The organism is Phaeobacter porticola, from assembly GCF_001888185.1.
Lineage (GTDB): Bacteria > Pseudomonadota > Alphaproteobacteria > Rhodobacterales > Rhodobacteraceae > Phaeobacter > Phaeobacter porticola.
This window is the reverse complement of record NZ_CP016365.1, coordinates 125,586-143,860: the sequence shown is the minus strand read 5'-3', so window position 1 is coordinate 143,860 and position 18,275 is coordinate 125,586. Positions and strand designations below refer to the sequence as shown.

General features: G+C 57.5%; 11 protein-coding genes and 5 pseudogenes. 14 read left to right on the top strand and 2 right to left on the bottom strand.

What is annotated here, in order from left to right; all coding sequences use genetic code 11:
* Window positions 1-163: 163 nt before the first annotated feature.
* Window positions 164-504, bottom strand: a pseudogene (locus PhaeoP97_RS18160) (carbohydrate ABC transporter permease); the annotation flags it as partial.
* A gap of 199 nt (window positions 505-703) precedes the next feature.
* Window positions 704-1,908, bottom strand: a pseudogene (locus PhaeoP97_RS18155) (ABC transporter substrate-binding protein).
* A gap of 171 nt (window positions 1,909-2,079) precedes the next feature.
* Here PhaeoP97_RS18155 and PhaeoP97_RS18150 point away from each other — a divergent pair.
* The 14 genes and pseudogenes from PhaeoP97_RS18150 (at window position 2,080) to PhaeoP97_RS18090 (ending at window position 18,104) form a co-directional block, all read left to right on the top strand.
* Complete coding sequence (locus PhaeoP97_RS18150) at window positions 2,080-3,120, top strand: LacI family transcriptional regulator (protein ID WP_072506657.1); 1,041 nt, start codon at window positions 2,080-2,082, stop codon at window positions 3,118-3,120.
* Window positions 3,121-3,143: 23 nt separating this feature from the next.
* On the top strand, window positions 3,144-4,199 hold the full coding sequence (locus PhaeoP97_RS18145) for a sugar phosphate isomerase/epimerase family protein (RefSeq protein WP_072506656.1): 1,056 nt from the start codon (window positions 3,144-3,146) through the stop codon (window positions 4,197-4,199).
* Window positions 4,196-5,320: a Gfo/Idh/MocA family protein gene (locus PhaeoP97_RS18140; protein WP_072506655.1), complete on the top strand. Its 1,125-nt coding sequence runs from the start codon at window positions 4,196-4,198 to the stop codon at window positions 5,318-5,320. The genes PhaeoP97_RS18145 and PhaeoP97_RS18140 overlap by 4 nt, the downstream gene beginning before the upstream one ends.
* A 129-nt stretch (window positions 5,321-5,449) precedes the next feature.
* On the top strand, window positions 5,450-5,881 hold the full coding sequence (locus PhaeoP97_RS20700; RefSeq protein WP_237029033.1) for an aldehyde dehydrogenase family protein: 432 nt from the start codon (window positions 5,450-5,452) through the stop codon (window positions 5,879-5,881).
* Window positions 5,878-6,410, top strand: a pseudogene (locus PhaeoP97_RS20940) (aldehyde dehydrogenase family protein). Before PhaeoP97_RS20700 ends, PhaeoP97_RS20940 begins: the two are co-directional and overlap by 4 nt.
* A 667-nt stretch (window positions 6,411-7,077) precedes the next feature.
* Window positions 7,078-8,850, top strand: coding sequence for an acyl-CoA dehydrogenase (locus tag PhaeoP97_RS18130; protein WP_072506729.1), 1,773 nt, complete (start codon window positions 7,078-7,080; stop codon window positions 8,848-8,850).
* A 55-nt stretch (window positions 8,851-8,905) separates the two neighbouring features.
* Window positions 8,906-9,712, top strand: coding sequence for a methylthioacryloyl-CoA hydratase (gene dmdD, locus PhaeoP97_RS18125; RefSeq protein WP_072506654.1), 807 nt, complete (start codon window positions 8,906-8,908; stop codon window positions 9,710-9,712).
* Window positions 9,713-9,777: 65 nt separating this feature from the next.
* Window positions 9,778-11,271 carry a MocR-like pyridoxine biosynthesis transcription factor PdxR gene (gene pdxR / locus PhaeoP97_RS18120; protein WP_237029031.1) on the top strand — a complete coding sequence of 498 codons (1,494 nt, stop codon included), beginning with the start codon at window positions 9,778-9,780 and terminating at the stop codon, window positions 11,269-11,271.
* A gap of 178 nt (window positions 11,272-11,449) precedes the next feature.
* Window positions 11,450-12,767 (top strand): annotated as a pseudogene (locus PhaeoP97_RS18115) (ISNCY family transposase).
* Window positions 12,768-12,782: 15 nt separating this feature from the next.
* Window positions 12,783-13,055, top strand: a complete 273-nt coding sequence (locus PhaeoP97_RS18110) for a hypothetical protein (protein WP_072504604.1) — start codon at window positions 12,783-12,785, stop codon at window positions 13,053-13,055.
* 194 nt (window positions 13,056-13,249) lie between these two features.
* Window positions 13,250-14,091, top strand: a pseudogene (locus PhaeoP97_RS20935) (IS30 family transposase); the annotation flags it as partial.
* A gap of 275 nt (window positions 14,092-14,366) precedes the next feature.
* The gene (locus PhaeoP97_RS18100) at window positions 14,367-14,573 is read left to right on the top strand and encodes a cold-shock protein (protein WP_072506652.1); all 207 of its coding nucleotides are present in this window, start codon (window positions 14,367-14,369) and stop codon (window positions 14,571-14,573) included.
* Window positions 14,574-15,046: 473 nt separating this feature from the next.
* Window positions 15,047-16,588: an IS1634 family transposase gene (locus PhaeoP97_RS18095; RefSeq protein ID WP_237029048.1), complete on the top strand. Its 1,542-nt coding sequence runs from the start codon at window positions 15,047-15,049 to the stop codon at window positions 16,586-16,588.
* 187 nt (window positions 16,589-16,775) lie between these two features.
* A complete protein-coding gene (locus PhaeoP97_RS18090) occupies window positions 16,776-18,104 on the top strand; it encodes a Y-family DNA polymerase (protein WP_338048695.1) in 1,329 nt (442 codons plus the stop codon).
* Window positions 18,105-18,275 lie beyond the last annotated feature (171 nt).

Genomic DNA, 18,275 nt, shown 5'->3' with positions numbered 1-18,275 from the left:
GGGCGGTTCTGGGCGATGGCCTGCACCATATCGGCCAACCCCGCCGTGCGGAAATTTGCCTGAACGCGGCCATCTGGGCGGCTTTCGTTTATTACAGCAAAGGGATGGTTGCCAGCTGGCGGTGGCTTAAGGTCGCCTGTCTCTCAAATTGCTTTACTTCGCCGCCGAAATCCGGGTTCAGGATCCATTGCCAGGCCAGACCAGTCACCACAAAAGACAGCGCAAACGGATAGAGAAAGATGGTGCGAAACGCGGCCTCGAAGTGGATTTTTCGGTCCAGCAGCGCCGCCATCGTGAAGCCGGTCTCCATGGTCAGCACCAGCGAACAAAGACCATAGATCAGCAGGTTCTCGACCGAGATCAGCCAGCGATTGCTGGACCAGAGCCGCTCATATTGATCAAAGCCGACGAATTTCCACTTCGGCAGCAGCCGCGATTTGGTGAAGGAATGCGCAACGGTCCAGGCGGTGCCCCCATGAACATCATCAGCGCGGTGAGGATCATCGGCACGGAGGCGATTTTTGCGTTGAGATTGCGCAAGGCGCGGGGCGAGCGGGGCCGGGCTACAGTGCTTTGCCCGCAGCAGCCGGAAGGGGGGCTGGTGTCATGATATGTCCCGTTCTGGATCAGCGTACCGGTCAGGGGCAGACGGCAACGCCAACCGGGCGCGATCACAGCGCGCCCCGGTTGACCTGCGGCTCAGTCAGCGTCCGCCGATAATCTCGGCGTAATGCGCCTGCGCATCCGCCGCCGCCATGTCAGAGGCCCAGAATTCTGGCTCAGATCCTGAATCTGCGACTGGGTGTCGGCGAAAAACGCCTTATCCACGCTGGGCCGCACATTGCCATCCGCCAGAATCGCCAGACCTTTCTTCATGCAGTCATTGGCTGCCGACAGATCGACATCCCCGCGCACCGGCAGGGAGCCCTTGGTCAGGTTGAAAGCGACCTGAACCTCCTTGGAGATCAGCACTGACGCCATATCCATCTGCGCCTGTCTGACCTCGGCATCATCAATCACCGGGAAGTAGAAGGCATCACCGCTGGTGTCGATAATCTGGTTCAGCCCCATACCAGGCAGGCAGGTGTAATCCTGTCCGGCCACCTGTTCAGCGAGGGTGAATTCCCCCTGCGCCCAATCGCCCATGATCTGCCCACCGGCCTTGCCAGTGATGACCATATTGGTGGCCAGATTCCAGTCCTGCACATTGCTGTTGCGCGCCAGCTCGCGGGCGTCGACCACCGCGTCGAAGACCTTGGCATATTGCGGCCCGGCGGCAACCCCGGCATCCCGCTCCAGCGACACTTTGCGCCAGCTGTCCTGATCGACCAGCCCGACAGTCAGCGCGCCAAAGGCGATCCGCTGCTGCCAGCCCTGCTGCCCCATGGCCAAGGGCACGATACCGGCCTCGGCCAGTTTTGGTGCGGCGGCGACAAATTCGTACCAATCCTGCGGCACGCTCATCCCCGCCTTGTCAAAGGCGTCATGGCTGAGCCAGAGCCACTGCGTGGAATGGATATTGACTGGCACACAGTAGATGCGCCCCTCGTAGGTGCAGCTGTCCAGCAGCGACGGCGGGTTGACGATCTCGCGCCAGCCTTCCTTTTCCGCCAGTTCGGTGAGGTCGGTCATCAGCCCCGCCTCGATCAGCTCCTCGGCCTGACGACCATGGGTGAGCTGCGTTGCCGCCATCGGATCACCGCCCAGAATACGGCTGATAATGATCGGACGCGCAGTGGTACCGGATCCGGCGATGGCGCCATCAACCCAGTTATGTGCGGTCTGATCATTGACCGCATCGGCAAATTTCGTAACCGCCGCAGCCTCCCCGCCTGAGGTCCACCAATGGGTCACCTCCAGATCGGCAGACTGGGCAATGGTGGCGCTAACACTGAGTGCTGTCGTCATCAGTATGGATGTTAATTTCACGATTTATCCTCCCTGACTAAATCGTTATAGATCGACTTATAACGATTTAGATTGACCTCGCAAGATGTTTTCTGCAACACGGAGATCAGGACGTGGGGTCGTGGATCTGATAGAGGTCCCAAACCCCGATGTGAGGAAGGCGAGGCACCGATGCCCAAATCAAATCCCCCAAGTGACGGTCTGCCCCGCGATGGCAAGAAGCCGACGCTCAAAACCATCGCCAAGGCCAGCGGCATGGCTGTGCCCACGGTCTCGCGGGCGCTTTCCGATGCGCCCGATATCAGCGAGGCGACCAAGAAGAAGGTACGCGAAATCGCCGATGCGCTCGGCTATGTGCCAAACCGCGCTGGCGTGCGGCTGCGCACCGGGCGCACCAATGTCATCAGTCTGGTGATGTCCGCAGAACGCGAAATGATGACCCAGACGGCGCGGTTGCTGACCTCGCTGGGGCTGGCGCTGCGCGAAACCCATTATCACCTCAATGTCTCGCCGGTGTTTCCAGACGACGACCCGCTGCGCGCGGTGCGCTACATCGTCGAGAACCAGACCGCAGATTGCGTGATTTTCAATCAGGTCGAACCAGAGGATAAGCGCGCGGAATATCTGATTGAGCGGAATTTCCCCTTTGCCACCCATGGGCGCACCAAATGGGCCGATCAGCACCCATATTACGACTTCGACAATTTCGCCTTTTCCGAATTGTCGCTTGCCGAACTGGCGGCGCGGGGGCGCAGGAATATCGTGCTGCTGGCGCCGCCTCTGGCGCAGAACTATGCCAACGATATGGTGAACGGCGCCCGCCACGCGGCCAAGGCGCTGGGGATCCAGCTGCACGTGGCCCGTCAGGTCCAGAGCAACGGTCTCTATAAGGATCTGCGCAACTGGGCGGCGCAGAAACACCGCGAAGATCCAACAATCGACGGCTTCCTCTGCGCCTCCACCAACGCCACCATGTCGGTGGTTGCCGGCATGGAAAGCTGCGGCTGCACCGTCGGGCAGGAGTTCGACGTGGTCGCCAAGGAGGGGCTGCATATGCTGAAATTCGTGCGCCCCGAAATCATTGTCGTGCAGGAAGATATCGAAGCCACCGGCGTCTTCCTCGCCAAGGCGGCCCTTCAGGCGATCAAATCGCCGGAGCTGCCACCACAGCAGTTTTTGGAAGTACCAACCGAATTTGTCACCTGGGAATAACCCAGACCCGAGGGAGAGCAGACGTGACCACGCAGATCAAAGGCCCGGCCCTGTTCCTGGCGCAATTCGCCGGGGATGAGGCGCCGTTCAACTCACTGGAGACGATCACCAAATGGGCCGCTGGCCTTGGCTATCGGGGGGTGCAGATCCCGACATTCGACAGCCGTCTCTTTGATCTGGAGCGCGCCGCCGAAAGCCAGACCTACTGCGACGAGGTAAAGGGCATCTGCACCGATGCGGGCGTTGAGATCACCGAACTGTCAACCCATCTTCAGGGGCAGCTGGTCGCGGTGAACCCGGCCTATGATCTCGCGCTGGATGCCTTTGCGCCGGAGCAGTGTCGCGGCAACCCTGCCAAGCGGCAGGCCTGGGCGGTGGATCAGATGCACAAGGCCGCCCTCGCCAGCCAGAGGCTTGGCCTGTCGCATACGGTCAGCTTTACCGGCTCGCTCGCCTTTCCCTATCTCTACCCTTGGCCACAGCGCCCGGAGGGGCTGATTGAGGAAACCTTCACCGAGCTGGGCCGGCGCTGGACGCCGATCCTCAATCATTATGCTGACTGCGGGCAGGATATCGGATTTGAACTCCACCCCGGCGAGGATGTCTTTGACGGGGCGACGTTTGAGATGTTTGTGGAGGCCTGCGGCGGCCATGCGGCGGCGATGATCAACTATGATCCCAGCCATTTCCTGCTGCAGCAGCTGGATTACCTCGCCTTCATCGACCTCTACCATGATCGGATCAATGCCTTTCATGTGAAGGACGCGGAGTTCAATCCCGACGGGCGGCAGGGGGTCTACTCAGGCTATCAGAACTGGACCAACCGTGCCGGCCGGTTCCGGTCTCTGGGCGACGGGCAGGTTGATTTTTCAGCGATTTTTTCTAAGCTGACCCAATATGGCTATGACAGCTGGGCGGTGCTGGAATGGGAATGCTGCCTCAAATCGCCCGCACAGGGCGCCGCCGAGGGCGCGCCGTTCATCAAACGCCACCTGATCGAGGTCACCGACAAGGCCTTTGACGATTTTGCTGGGGGCGAACGGGACAACGATACAATCCGGGAGATGCTGGGACTATGATGACAGATCACAAGACACGCCTCAAATTGGGCATGGTCGGGGGCGGACAGGGCGCCTTCATCGGAGCGGTGCACCGGATCGCCGCGCGGATGGATGACCGGTTTCAGCTGGTTGCCGGGGCGCTGTCCTCTGATCCCGCGCGCGCCTCCGCCAGCGCCGCCGAGCTGGGGATTGACCCGGATCGCAGCTATGCCAGTTTTGCGGAGATGGCCGAGGCCGAGGCCGCCCGTGAGGATGGCATCGATGCGGTGGCCATCGTGACCCCCAACCATCTGCACGCAGGTCCCAGCATCGCCTTTCTCAACGCGGGCATCCATGTGATCTGCGACAAGCCCCTTGCCGCCAGCGTGGCGGAGGCCGAGGCGATCAAAGAGGCGGCGCGCAGCAGCAGCGCGCGGTTCTTTCTGACCCATAATTACACCGGTTATCCGCTGCTGCGGCAGGCCCGCGCCATGGTTGCGCGCGGCGATCTGGGCCGGATCCGGCTGGTGCAGGCGGAATATGCGCAGGACTGGCTGACCAACGTGATTGAACAGGAGGGCCACAAACAGGCCGCCTGGCGCACCGATCCCGCACAATCCGGCGCCGGGGCGATTGGCGATATCGGCACCCATGCCTTTAACATCGCCTGTTTTGTCAGCGGTCTGGCGCCAGAGGCGCTCTCGGCTGAGCTGCACAGTTTCGGGCCCGGACGTCAGGTTGATGACAACGCCCATATCCTGCTGCGCTATGCCGAGGGCGCGCGCGGGATGCTCTGGGCCAGCCAGATTGCGGTCGGCTGCGAAAACAGCCTGCGCCTGCGCATCTATGGCGACAAGGGCGGTCTGGAGTGGGAGCATCAGGACCCCAATCAGATGACCTTCACCCGCTTTGGTGAACCCAAACAGATCCTGACTCGTGGCGGCGCCAATATCGGCCCGGACTGGACCCGCGTTCCACCTGGCCACCCGGAGGGATATCTGGAGGGGTTCGCAACGCTTTACACCGATATCGCCGAAGTGATCGAGACCGGCACCGACAATCCGATGCTGCCCGGTCTTCAGGCGGGGCTGGACGGGATGTGGTTCATCTCTGCCGCGCAGACCTCCTCTGCCGAAGGGGGGGCCTGGATCCCTCGGTAATCCCCACGGCTCACCTGATCCGACCAACCAGAAAGACCGCATCCAAGGGGGACATCTCCTTGGATCCCGCGCCTGCGCGCGCCCGGCGCCCTGTCATCACCTCATTCGACCCAACCCGAGGCCTTTTCCATGAACTCTGCTCCCAGCGACCTGACCCACAGTTACATTGATGGCCGCTGGACGCCCGTAACCGACACCCGGCGCAGCCCTGTCATCAACCCCGCCACCGAAACCTCGGTCGCCATGTTGCATCACGCTGGCCCTGCCGATGTGGAGGTCGCGGTGGCAGCGGCCAAACGCGCCCATCTGGCCGGAGCGCTTGGCAGCAAGGCCGACCGGATCGCGCTGCTGGCACGGGCTCGAGCCGGTTTTAGATCCCGCCGGGACGACCTCGCGCAGGCGATCTTGCTGGAAATGGGGGCACCGATTGAACTGGCCCGCAACGCGCAGGCCGAAACATTCCTGATCCAGCTGGATGCCATTCTTGATGCCCTGCGCTGGTTTGCCTTTGCCGAAACACTACCAAGCGGCGATCGCCTGATCCGACAGCCAGCATATTGATCGAGGCCAGCGCCTATCACGATGGCAAAGAAGCCGCACAGCGCGCCGCCTCTGAATGGACACTGCGATATCCCGCAAGGTCCGGCGATCATCTGGGGTCGTTGGCCAATGGTCGACAGTTCGACCACATCCAGACCCTGTTGCATGGGGCGATTGCCGCAGGGGCCAGGGTGCTCTGCGGTGGCGCGGGGCGCCCCGACGGTATGGATACCGGCTATTTCGTCAAACCGACGATCCTGGCGGATGTGGCGGCAAAGCCGAGGTTGTGCGGCAGGATATCTTTGACCCGGTGATCGTGTTGCAACCCTTCGAAGACCACGGTGGCGCCATCGCGGTGGCCAATGACAGTGAATTCGGGCTGGCCGGCTACGTCTATTCCAATGACCCCGCCATTTAGACCGCAGTGATCCGACGGCTGGACTACGGCATGGTTTTCGTCAACGGCGCCGACGTCGCCCCCGGTAACCTCTTTGGTGGGAATAAGAAAACGGGCACCGGTCGGGAGGGAGGGAGGAGTATATGGGATTGAGGAGTTTCTGGAAATCAAATTGGTTACGCAGCCAGCGTGACTATTGGGATATAGGCTTGCTCTATTGATGAGGCTACGATTGTTACAATATCCAAAGCTTAGGATTAAGGCCCATTGATTGCGGCTTGGTGACATGAGCAACTAATACTGGCTTAGTGACGAGCATATGGCGCGCCTGGAATCCTGCTTTCCAAAATCCCATAGTAGAGCGCGCGTGGATGATCGGCATGGGCATGAAAAGGGCGCGGTGTGGGCTTTGACCATATCCAGCGCTCAGGCACTGTCGAGCAGCTTACCGAACGTCGATTGACTGTTCGGAGGCCGGGGCTACGACAGATGTCCAAAGGTCTTCCTTTTAGGAATTGCTTTCGCAGCAACTGTCATCAGGGGTTATGAGCCATATTGGCTGTCCATCGACTTACGTGATGTTTGCCGTGCAATGCGAAGATGCTCCGGCGACCATCTGAAGAACTTGTGGTATCCAAATCTGAGATAGGCATCTGGTAGATTGGAGGAACTTCGCCGCACATTCTACACTGCGCCATCTTGTGAATTGCATGTCCGGCTGTTTGTCACTTTTGGAAAGCTCTTTGTCCAATTCTGGTATGGTCGCCGAATGGGCCAGGACCTAGATATTCGACGGACGGGACAAAATAGCGAGGCACCAATGACCTATCAAGCACCGGTTCGGGACATGATGTTCAACATTGAGCACCTGTCGTCATGGCCCGAAGTCACTGCGTTGGCACGATATGCAGATGTTGATCAGACCGATGCCCAGGCTGCATTGGAGGAGTTTGGCCGGTTTTGCACCGATCTTATTGCGCCGCTGCCTGCCGTTGGTGACACCGCTGGAGCACAGTTTGATGGTTCCAAGGTTGTGCTGCCAGACGCTTATGAAAAGGCCTACACTCAGTTCGTTGAGATGGGATGGCAAAGCCTAGCGCATCCCATTGAACATGGCGGCATGGGGTTGCCCCGCGTGGTTGGCGCGGCTGCGACGGAAGTGCTGAACGCTGCAGATATGAGTTTTGGCCTCTGCCCGTTGCTGACGGATGGTGCCATTGACGCCCTGCAACTATCGGGATCAGACGAACAGAAAGAGCGGTACCTGCGCCCGTTGGTCGCTGGTCAATGGACCGGCACCATGAACCTGACTGAACCACAGGCCGGCAGCGATCTGGGCCGGGTCCGCTGCAAGGCAGAACCCCGCGATGATGGCAGCTATGGGATCAGCGGAACCAAGATCTTTATCACTTATGGTGAGCATGATCTGTCAGAAAATATCATCCATCTGGTTTTGGCCCGCACGCCTGATGCGCCACAGGGGTCCAAGGGGCTAAGCTTGTTTTTGGTTCCAAAGTATCTAGTAAAAAGCAATGGCACGCTAGGGGGCCGGAACACTGTCCACTGTGTGAGTATCGAGCATAAGTTGGGCGTCCGCGCCAGCCCGACAGCGGTTCTGGAATATGCGGATGCCACTGGGTATCTGATCGGCGTTGAAAACCGTGGCCTTGAATATATGTTCACCATGATGAACGCGGCGCGGTTTGCAGTAGGGGTGCAAGGCGTTGCCCTGTCCGAGCGCGCGTACCAACATGCGCTTGCTTACGCCAAAGACCGGATACAGGGCCGGGCCATCGGCGTTAACAACCCGGAAACATCTTCAATCATCGCTCACCCCGACGTGCGCCGGATGGTGTTGCGCATGCGTGCACTGGTAGAAGGTGGGCGTTCTCTCTGCATGGCCGCCGCAGGCTGGCTGGATCTTTCGCAGAACGGGGATGTTGATGCCGCTCCACAGGTCACGCCAATGGCAGAGTTTTTGGTACCATTGGTCAAGGGTTTTTGTTCAGAACGCGCGGTGGAGGTCACGTCATTGGGCGTGCAAATCCACGGCGGTATGGGCTTTATCGAAGAAACTGGCGTGGCACAGTTCTATCGTGATGCGCGTATTCTGCCGATCTATGAAGGTACAACCGCCATTCAAGCCAATGATTTGCTCGGCCGCAAAATTATGCGAGACAGCGGCGACACAGCGCGCCAGTTCTCATCAATGATTGCCGAGACTGAGACCGCGCTAAAGGCCAGCAGCCCAAAATTGCAAGAGATTGCCAAACGCCTCTCTGACGCACGCGCTGCTTTTGACACAAGCCTATCCTGGTTATTGGACACCGCGATAAAGGACCCTCGAACAGCGTTTGGCGGCAGCGTGCCGTTCTTAAATTTGACAGGAACTCTCGCCGCGGGTTGGCAGTTGGCACGGGCAGCTTTGGCAGCAGAAGCACAACTGATCAAAGGGCAGGACCCAGAATTCATGTCGCAGAAAATCGCCACCGCACAATTCTACGCTCAGCATATCCTTGTCGAATGCGGCAGCGATTGCGCCCGTATTCTTGGCGGCTCATCCAGCTTGTTTGATGATGCCAGCCTGTTCTAAAATCTATTGAAATTTGCGCTGCAAGGCGTCTCTCTCATTCCGAAAGGAGCCCGCCATGTTGGCAAAAGACAGCTTTAACTCATACGAGAAGCTCGCAATCGACGTGCGTGACAACGGCGTATGCATTGTCACCCTTAATCGCCCGTCCAAGCGCAACGCGCTGGATACCGCAACGGTCGAGGAACTGGTTCAATTCTTCAGCGGCGCACACAGAAATGGGGTCAAAGCCGTGGTTCTGGCCGGCGCGGGGGATCATTTCTGTGCCGGCCTCGATTTGGTGGAACATTGGAAAGAAGACCGCAGCCCTGATGAATTCATGCATGTCTGCCTGCGCTGGCATGAAGCTTTCAACAAGATGGAATACGGTGGAGTACCCGTGATTGCGGCTCTGCAGGGTGCGGTCGTTGGCGGGGGGCTGGAATTGGCTAGCGCCGCCCATATCCGTGTTATGGACCAAACAACCTATTTTGCCCTGCCAGAGGGGCAGCGCGGGATCTTTACCGGTGGTGGTGCGACCATTCGTGTGTCTGATCTGATTGGCAAATCCCGAATGATCGACATGATCCTGATGGGCCGTGTTTACCAGGGTCAGGACGCGGTCGATTTGGGGTTGGCGCAATACATCACCGAGGGGGCGAGCTTTGATAAGGCGCTAGAGCTTGCAGATCGCGCGGCTGAGAACCTGCCGTTAACCAATTACGCCATCTGTTCTGCGATCAGCCATTTGAACAATATGTCTGGTATGGACGCGGCCTATGCCGAGGCAGTCGTGGCGGGTGTGGTGAATACCCAGCCAGCGGCGCGCGCGCGACTAGAGGCATTCGCCAACAAGACCGCCGCACGGGTACGCCCAAACGACTAATTTTTAGGAACCCGCCCTCCTCGAATGAACTGGGCGGGTGATCCGGCCGGTTAAGATTTCAAACTATGGGCAAGCCGCGCCTTGACTGGACTGAGCAAATTTCTCAAAATGCGAATATGACTAAGGCCAGAGCAGGGGCTGCGTTGTTGTCCGTATCTCTTGAGCGCAATGCAAAAGAGACACTACAATCACAGTTATTGACTCAACTGAGACGGTTGATCCTGAACCGGGGAATACCGCCGGGGACCAAACTACCGTCAAGCCGCACATTGGCCGAGGAACTGTCGGTATCGCGGGTCACCGTCTCTACTGTGATTGATCAGCTGATCAGCGAGGGTTACCTGGAGGGGCGCGCCCGATCCGGGGTCTACGTCGAAGCCGAACTGCCCGAACAGCTAACTGCTACGCCGCATGCTCCTGCCTACGACCTTGTCGACGTCGCGGCCAATCAACCTGCGCCCCCGCGCCCCTTCGATGTTTCTGTGCCAGAGCAAGGGTTGTTCCCGTATCGTCAGTGGAGCCGCCATCACGATCAGGTCTGGCGCGACCCGGAATCAGCACTATTGACCCGTGCCGATCCAGCTGGTTGGCATCCGCTGCGGGTCGCCATTGCCGATCATCTGCGTGAATGGCGTGGGCTAATCTGCGCACCAGAGCAGATATTTATCACCTCTGGCGTCGTCGAAGCAATTGGATTGATCGCCGCGAGCGCCTTGCGTGAGGGCGACCAAGTCTTAACCGAGGATCCTGGTTTTGCAGTCCTGAACCGAGCGCTTCACCGAAACCGGCTGATCGCTGTGCCAGCTCCGGTAGATCGCCAAGGATTTGATATCAAAACCGCAATACAATCCACACCAGAAGCTAAGGCCGCGATAGTCACCCCATCGCGTCATTATCCACTGGGGATGACCTTGCCCTTGTCACGGCGGTTAGAGCTACTCGAATGGGCAGTTTCCAGAAATGGCTATGTGATCGAAGACGACTTTGATAGCGAGTACCGCTATCAGGGTCAGCCACTACCCGCCATGATGAGCCTCAACCATCAGGATCGGGTAATTTATGTCGGCAGCTTTTCCAAAGTCGTCTTTTCTGCGCTAAGGCTCGGCTTCACGGTCTTTCCAAGGTCGTTACTGCCAAACGTTAGGGCAGCGTTACAGCAGACTGACGCACAAGCTTCCATAATGGTTCAGCCAGTTCTGGCCCGGTTTATGCAAAGCGGTGATTTCGCCACGCATATTCGTCGCATGAGGCGACTTTATGCAAAGCGGCAGACCGCGCTGGTGAAGGCAATTCAGACTCATGCAGAAGATCTTCTGGTTGTCGACCCGGTGCCCTCAGGCATGCATTTAGTCGCAATTCTTCGTCCAGCGTTGACGTTACGCATGACTGACGTCGAAGCGGCTGATAGGGCTAATAATGTCGGACTATCTGTACAGCCGCTTTCGACGTTCTATACAGGCGAACCCGTTCTGCAAGGGTTGGTCCTGGGCTTTGCCGGCTTCTCAGAAGAGCAGCTTGTGCCTGCTTTGCAGGATCTTGCTAAGGTGTTGAGGGCCTAAGGAAGGCACTCAACTTATGTGCGTCCCACTCAGGCAATCTGTGCGATTTAGAAGTTTCGTAATTTTATACATAATCATCATTATCATATTTAGCGCTGTACGCGCAAAGCGATAATGTCACCCATGAGCAAAGCAGAAGTGTCACTCTCCTCGTAAAACGATGTGAGGATGAGCGGACATGGGATGGGTGGTGATGAGCGAGCGCGAGTTGAACCGCGTGGAAGTTTTGGCGCAGGTCGATGATGGCCGGCTGAGCGTCGACAATGCGGCGAACATGCTGGACCTGACACGTCGTCAGGTTTTCCGGCTGCTCAAGCGATACCGTCAGGATGGCGCAGCCGCGATCCGGCACAAATCGCGCGGCAAAATTCCAAACAATCAGATCCACAAAGCCAAACGCGACTATGCGTTGGGCCTGATCAAGGAACAGTATCCGGATTTCGGGCCGACCCTGGCGGCCGAGATGCTGGCCGAACATCATGGCTTCAAAGTCTCTCGCGAGACGCTTCGGAAGTGGATGGTTGAAGATGGCATCTGGCTTTCGCGCAAGCAGCGCCGCCAGTTCCACCAGCCGCGTCTACGCCGAGAATGTTTCGGCGAGCTGATCCAGATCGATGGGTCAGACCATCGTTGGTTTGAAGATCGCGCAGGTCCCTGCACCCTGCTCGTCTTCATTGATGATGCCACCAGTACCTTGATGGAGCTTCGGTTTCGAAGCACTGGAAAGCTATTTGCTCGAACACGGACGCCCCGTTGCATTCTACAGCGACAAACACACAGTGTTCCGCGTGGCCAAGGAAGACGCCAAGGCTGGCGCGGGTATGACCCAGTTTGGACGTGCTTTGAATCAGTTGAACGTCGAGATCTTGTGCGCCAATTCAAGTCAGGCCAAGGGGCGCGTTGAGCGCGCCAACCGGACCTTGCAAGATCGGCTCGTGAAAGAACTGCGGCTGGCTGATATTTCGGATTTGGAAGCTGGAAACGCCTATCTGCAAGGCTTCAAGGGCCGTTACAACACCCAGTTCGCCAAATCGCCGGCCAAGCCTGACAACCTGCACCGCGCGCTCAACGTCGAGCCGGACCGGCTGGATGAAGTGCTGTGTTGGCGCGAGAACAGGTACGTCGGTAAGCAGTTGACGTTTTCTTATGACCGCAAGCGGATCATGCTGGAAGAAAGTGATGTGACGCGCGGCCTTGTGGGCAAATACGTAGACACCTACGCCTTTGTCGACGGCCGGTTTGAGGTGCGCTCAAAAGGCCGATCCCTGCCCTACAAGATCTTCGACATGGACCAACGGGTCACTCATGCCGCCATCACCGACAACAAGCGCTTGGGTGCCGTGCTCGAGCACATCAAAGACATGCAAGATAAGGCCCCGCCAAAATATCCAGTCAGAACAAATTCTGAGAAGATGGGGTATAAGCCAAATGGCAAACGTCCCGGCAGACCTTCCAGCGCACGTGCCAAAAAGACGATTGTACAGGCGGCGGAATAGGCCCAGGTTTGCGGCATGGATACTGACGACGACCCAGAGATCATCTTCTCCGATTACACGCAATCCGTTGTCATCGACGGGCATCATTTCGATGTCGAGATATATAAGACCAGCATCCATCCCGGCTGGATCCTGTCCGTAGAGAACCAGTTCGGAACGTTGACCGTGTCGGACAATCCACCCTTTTTCGGCGACGTCCTCGCCTGGCGCGCCTTTGAGGAACTCGTCCGCGAGGAAGGTATCAAAGCCTTCTACAACAAGAAAGAGCGTCGCAAGCTTGGTCTATGACCAACCACCGCAAGGCTTATCAACCCTACGATATATGACGTCTCCGGGCTGCTAAGCCTTGCTACCGGCAGCGCATTTGGTGACACTTCTGCTTTGCGCAACCAGTGACATTTCTGAATGGTGTTTACAGTACGCGTTATTTTGGCTTTCGATTGTTATTAGAAAACAATGAGTGTCTACTAGGAGGTCATGCCATGTGCGCGGTTTACACGCGACTTTCCCTTCAGGACCGCCGCAAGATCGAGAATTGGTGACATGCCAAGGTGCCTGTTCGAGAGATGGTGCCTGTTTTTTAGCCGACAAAAATCAACGATCTTTCGAGAGGCGAAACGCAATTTCTGGGCCCACGATGCCTTGCCCAAGAAGTACGTAGGGTCCTTCGGCATGGCCGCGCATTAGCGAGCGCACACCGACGAACTTCGCAGCGCCAGCTGATCCGGCCCCGATCTGTGTAAGACCGTGATCGCGCGTATCAAGCAAGGCTGGACGCCAGAACAGATCGGTAACCGAATGATCTATGAAGGTGCGAAACTGAGCGTCTGTCAGGAGAAAATCACCGTTACACCTACTCGAAAGAAGGCCTGACACAGGAACTCTGGTAGTACCTAGCAGAACACCACAAAGCCCGTCGGCCCGTCGTACTAGAAAGCGTCTACCGTCCAAATTTGACCGTGATATTAACACTATATTCTGCCCTGATGATGTGGCGCACCGTCGCAGTTCGGAGACTGGGAGGCTGAGTCAATGCTGTTTCATCAGAAGCTTGACCAGTCGAATGTCACATCTCTGGTCGAGCGTGTCAGCCGCTTCACCGTTCTGCTGAAGAACCCCGACAAACGCACCAAAATAGGGATGGGGAAGATCATGAAGGCCGTACGCGACCTGCCCCACCTGGCAATATCTGCAAGCGGAGATCGGGACACAAACCTGGTTCTTCGATCCGTCCTCGCCCTGGCAAAAACGCACCGTTGAAAACACGAACAGAAGAGGGCGAAGATGGTTGCCGAGGAAATTGCATATCACGGTGGTCTCAGATGCTGCTGTCACCGGGAGCAGGCGGCTGTATTAGATCAGGCTGGCCGTCACCGCAGCCGTTTATTCGATGCAAACTGGCGAGGCCTGACATGCGACAGGACGCTATTTACCGATGATCGGAGAATAAAGCTTGCCTACTCAAAGGAAGGCGGTTATAGAGAGCGTGTTACGTTACCTCTATCGGTTTTTCTGCTCCTTACGGCTCAGTGATACGATCTTGCACTGACTGGCCGAGCTGCCGCATTCTGCGGGCAGCATTATTTAAGGAAAACTACGATGGCTAATGGCACCGTAAAATGGTTCAACTCTACTAAAGGTTTTGGTTTTATTGCCCCCGAGGGTGGCAGCAGAGATGTGTTCGTTCATATTTCGGCGCTTGAGCGCGCAGGCCTGACTTCGCTGGAAGACAACCAAAAAGTCACATTCGATATCGAATCCGGCCGCGATGGTCGTGAAAGCGCAGCCAATTTGGCTCTTGCTTAAGCTTATCCCCTTAAAGGGTATATGCTGAAGTGAATCTTAGGCGCATCGGAAACGATGCGCCTTTTGTGTTTCCGGTCATAAGAAACCGAACTCCACACAGAAACGATGGCGTAATCGCGCGTTGTCAGGCGCAGTCGGGCCAGGTTCCTGTGGCGCTTTGCGGTGACGTTTTTGTCTTGCGAGACCAGTGACGGTCGTGGATAGGATTAATAGATCTCGTATAGTCCCAAGCTCACGAAAAAGCGCTAACACAGGCCTCCGAACTTCGACAGTTCGCCCTGAATTTGCTCCTGATTTCATGGTGTGACTGTCAATGAAATAAAGGCTGTCCGCGTGTAGAAGGCCAGATTTTGGCGCAAGTCTTATTGTGGCACGCCGTGTCAGATGAAGCGATTGAAACATCGACAAATCGTGCATAATGTTGCGACATATATACGAAGATCACGAGATCCGGTGGGCGCCAGTACCTGTAACTGGTTGAGGGCTATCGCAATGAGCAGGGTAAGGTCCGCCACCGGGTCGTTGCGAACCTCGGGCGGCTTGAGGATCTAAGCCCTGCCAAGCTTGACCCTCTGATCAACGGCTTAAATCGGTCCATTGGACGAAGTGACAATACAGCGTTTGCCGTCGAGATCGAAAGCTCCAAGGCCTATGGGAACGTCTTTGCTCTGCATGAGCTTTGGAAGGACTTGGGCTTCGTTCGCGCCATGGTCTTCAACCGCCTGTGCGACCCCACAAGCAAGCTTGGCTGTCTGCGCTGGCTGGAGACAGTCGCCATGTCAGGCATGCCTGAAACCGTCACCCATCAGCATCTCCTGCGCGCCATGGACGCGCTCATGGACAAGGTCGACCACGTGGAGGCCGAACTGGCCAAACAGATCAGACCCTTGGTCGATCGCGATCTGACCGTCGTCTTCTACGACCTGACCACGGTGCGCATCCACGGTGAGGCAAAGGTCGATGACGACATGCGTGCCTTTGGCATGAACAAGGAAACAGGTGGTATCGCCCGCCAGTTCGTTCTGGGCGTCGTACAGACCGCTGAGGGACTACCGCTCATGCACACCGTGCATCCGGGCAATGTGGCCGAGACCAAGACACTGCAGGCCATGCTGGCTGCTGTCCTTCAACGCTTCCCCATCGAACGGGTGATCCTGGTGGCTGACCGTGGTCTCTTGAGCCTCGATAACATTGATGCCCTGACCTCCCTGGCCGAGCAAGGTGGGCGTACTCTGGAGTTCATCCTCGCCGTCCCCGCACGCCGCTACGGTGACCTGGTCGAGACCTTCCGGAACATGGCGTTTGAAACAGACGGGTTGGCCGAGGATCGCTTTGCAGGTCAGCGCCTGATCGTCGCCCATGATCCTGTGCGTGCCGCTGAACAAGGTGACCGGCGTCGAGCGCGCATCGCCGAGTTGGAAGCCATGGCCGAAAAGATGGTCGGGAAGCTCGATGCTCAGGACGCAGGCGAAACCACCAAGGGCCGCGGCGCCTCCGACCGCGGCGCTTATAGCCGCTTCACCCGGGCTGTTGCAGAGGCGGACCTCACGCGCTTCCTCAAGGCTGATCTCAATGCTGACCGCTTCAGCTGGTCAGTCGATGACGACGCCATCGCCGAGGCGGAGCTCTTCGACGGCAAGCTTGCGCTGATCACTAACGCCCCAGACCTCACGCCTTCCGAAACTGTCGCTCGATACAAGGGTCTCGCAGATACTGAGCGCGGTTTCCGCGTGCTAAAATCCGACATCGAGATCGCGCCGGTTCACCATCGCTTGCCCGACCGTATCCGGGCCCATGCCCTGATCTGTTTTTTGGCGCTCCTGCTCTACCGCGTCATGCGCATGCGCCTGAAAGCAAAAGGCCACAGCGCAAGTCCCAGAACCGCGCTCGATCTTCTCGAACGTATTCAGCAGCATGTGGCACGCATTGGCCCCACAATCAAAACAACATTAACCCGAAAGCAACCCGAGCAACTCGACCTCTTCACTGCCTTAGACCTGAAAACACCCTTCTGACACCGCCATGTTGTGGCAAAAATGAGTATCCATCCTAAACAATATCAATCACTTACGCGTTAAACTGTCGAAGTTGGGGGGCTACATTCATGAGTGCGGCCCTGTTGTGGCAGGGAGACGTATCCTTTGCGTTTCAAGCTTGTTCCTGTTATGTTCTTGATCTCTTGTCACTCTCGATTCCATGGTCATGACGCAATCACCCTGCCCCATTTCGCGCCTCTATCTTGATTTTGACAGTTTCTTTGCCTCAGCGGAGCAGCACTTTAACCCGGCGCTGCGGGGGCGGGCTGTGGGTGTTGTGCCGTTGGATTCGCCGAACACCGGGTGCATTGCCATCAGTCGCGAAGCCAAGGCGCTGGGTGTGAAATCTATGGCGTCAATTCGCGATGCGCGACAACGGGTACCCGATATGATTTTTGTTGTGGCGCGCCATGATGTCTATGTGCGTCTGCACAACCGCATTATCGAGGTGATCAATACCGTCGTGCCGGTTGCGCATGTGCGGTCGATTGACGAGGTGGTTTGCCATCTGCTGCCCAGCGAAGCCCGCGAAGGTCGCATCCTGGCGGACAGGATCAAGGCTGCGCTTGCCACGGCGTTCAGCCCGAGTTTGACCTGTTCAATTGGTATGGCGCCAACTGAACTACTGGCAAAAATCGGGGCGGAGGCGCATAAGCCAGATGGGTTCGCACATATTGCGATTGATGATCTACCTGCACGTCTGGAGACACTGGATCTGAATGACATACCCGGTGTGTCCACGGGTATGCAGGCCCGATTGGCAGAGGCGGGCGTGACTGATTTTGCAGGCCTGTGGACGCTTGCGCCGAAACAGGCACGCGCAATCTGGCGCAGTGTCGAGGGCGAGAGATTCTGGAACGAGCTGCACGGCCGTCACGCAGAGCGTCTTGCAACCCAGAAACGCATGTTCGGCCATAGCCGCATATTGCCCAGCGATTGGCGCACCCCTGACAAGGTTGCGATATGCGCGCGCCAATTGTCCATGAGTGCGGGCCGTCGCCTACGCCGGGCGGATTTTCGTGCGACGAAACTGACATTGGGGTTCAAGGGGGGCGATTATCGCAGCCGTACCCACAAGCGAAAGGCGGGTTTGCGGTGGGACTGGGAAGGGAAATTTTTGGCCGCCCGCGATGACCATACATTTCTGAACACACTTGCCGACGGGTTGGCGACCGCCAAAAGCGAGCTGACTTTTGCACCCCGGTCTGTTGGTGTGATGCTACACGGGCTGGTCCGGGATGCTGATATGAGCGGTGATTTGTTCCTGAACGATGCGGCGCCAGAAAAGGCCAATCTTGATCGCTGGGAAGCTGTGAGTGATTTGATGGACCAGCTTAGGCAACAACACGGCCCCGAAGCCATTTCGCTGGGCGTGCAGGATGACGTGCCCGGCGGCTATCTGGGTGCAAAAATCGCTTTTGGGCGCATCCCGGATCATGCCGATTTCGGCAAAAATCAGGTTGCGGACGAAGACACGCATTTCTGTTCGGTGTGATGTGTGTCGGCCATATTCCGTGGCCCATGACAATCCGCATTGGCTATGAGAATGCGCTACCCTTGCTCATTCTCCATGCCGCCTTGTTGGTAAGCGACGGATGGGTGCCCTGCCGGTCCTGTCAACGCGGTATCTGAGGCGGCAGCTGGGGGTCGGGATTCTGTGACGGCG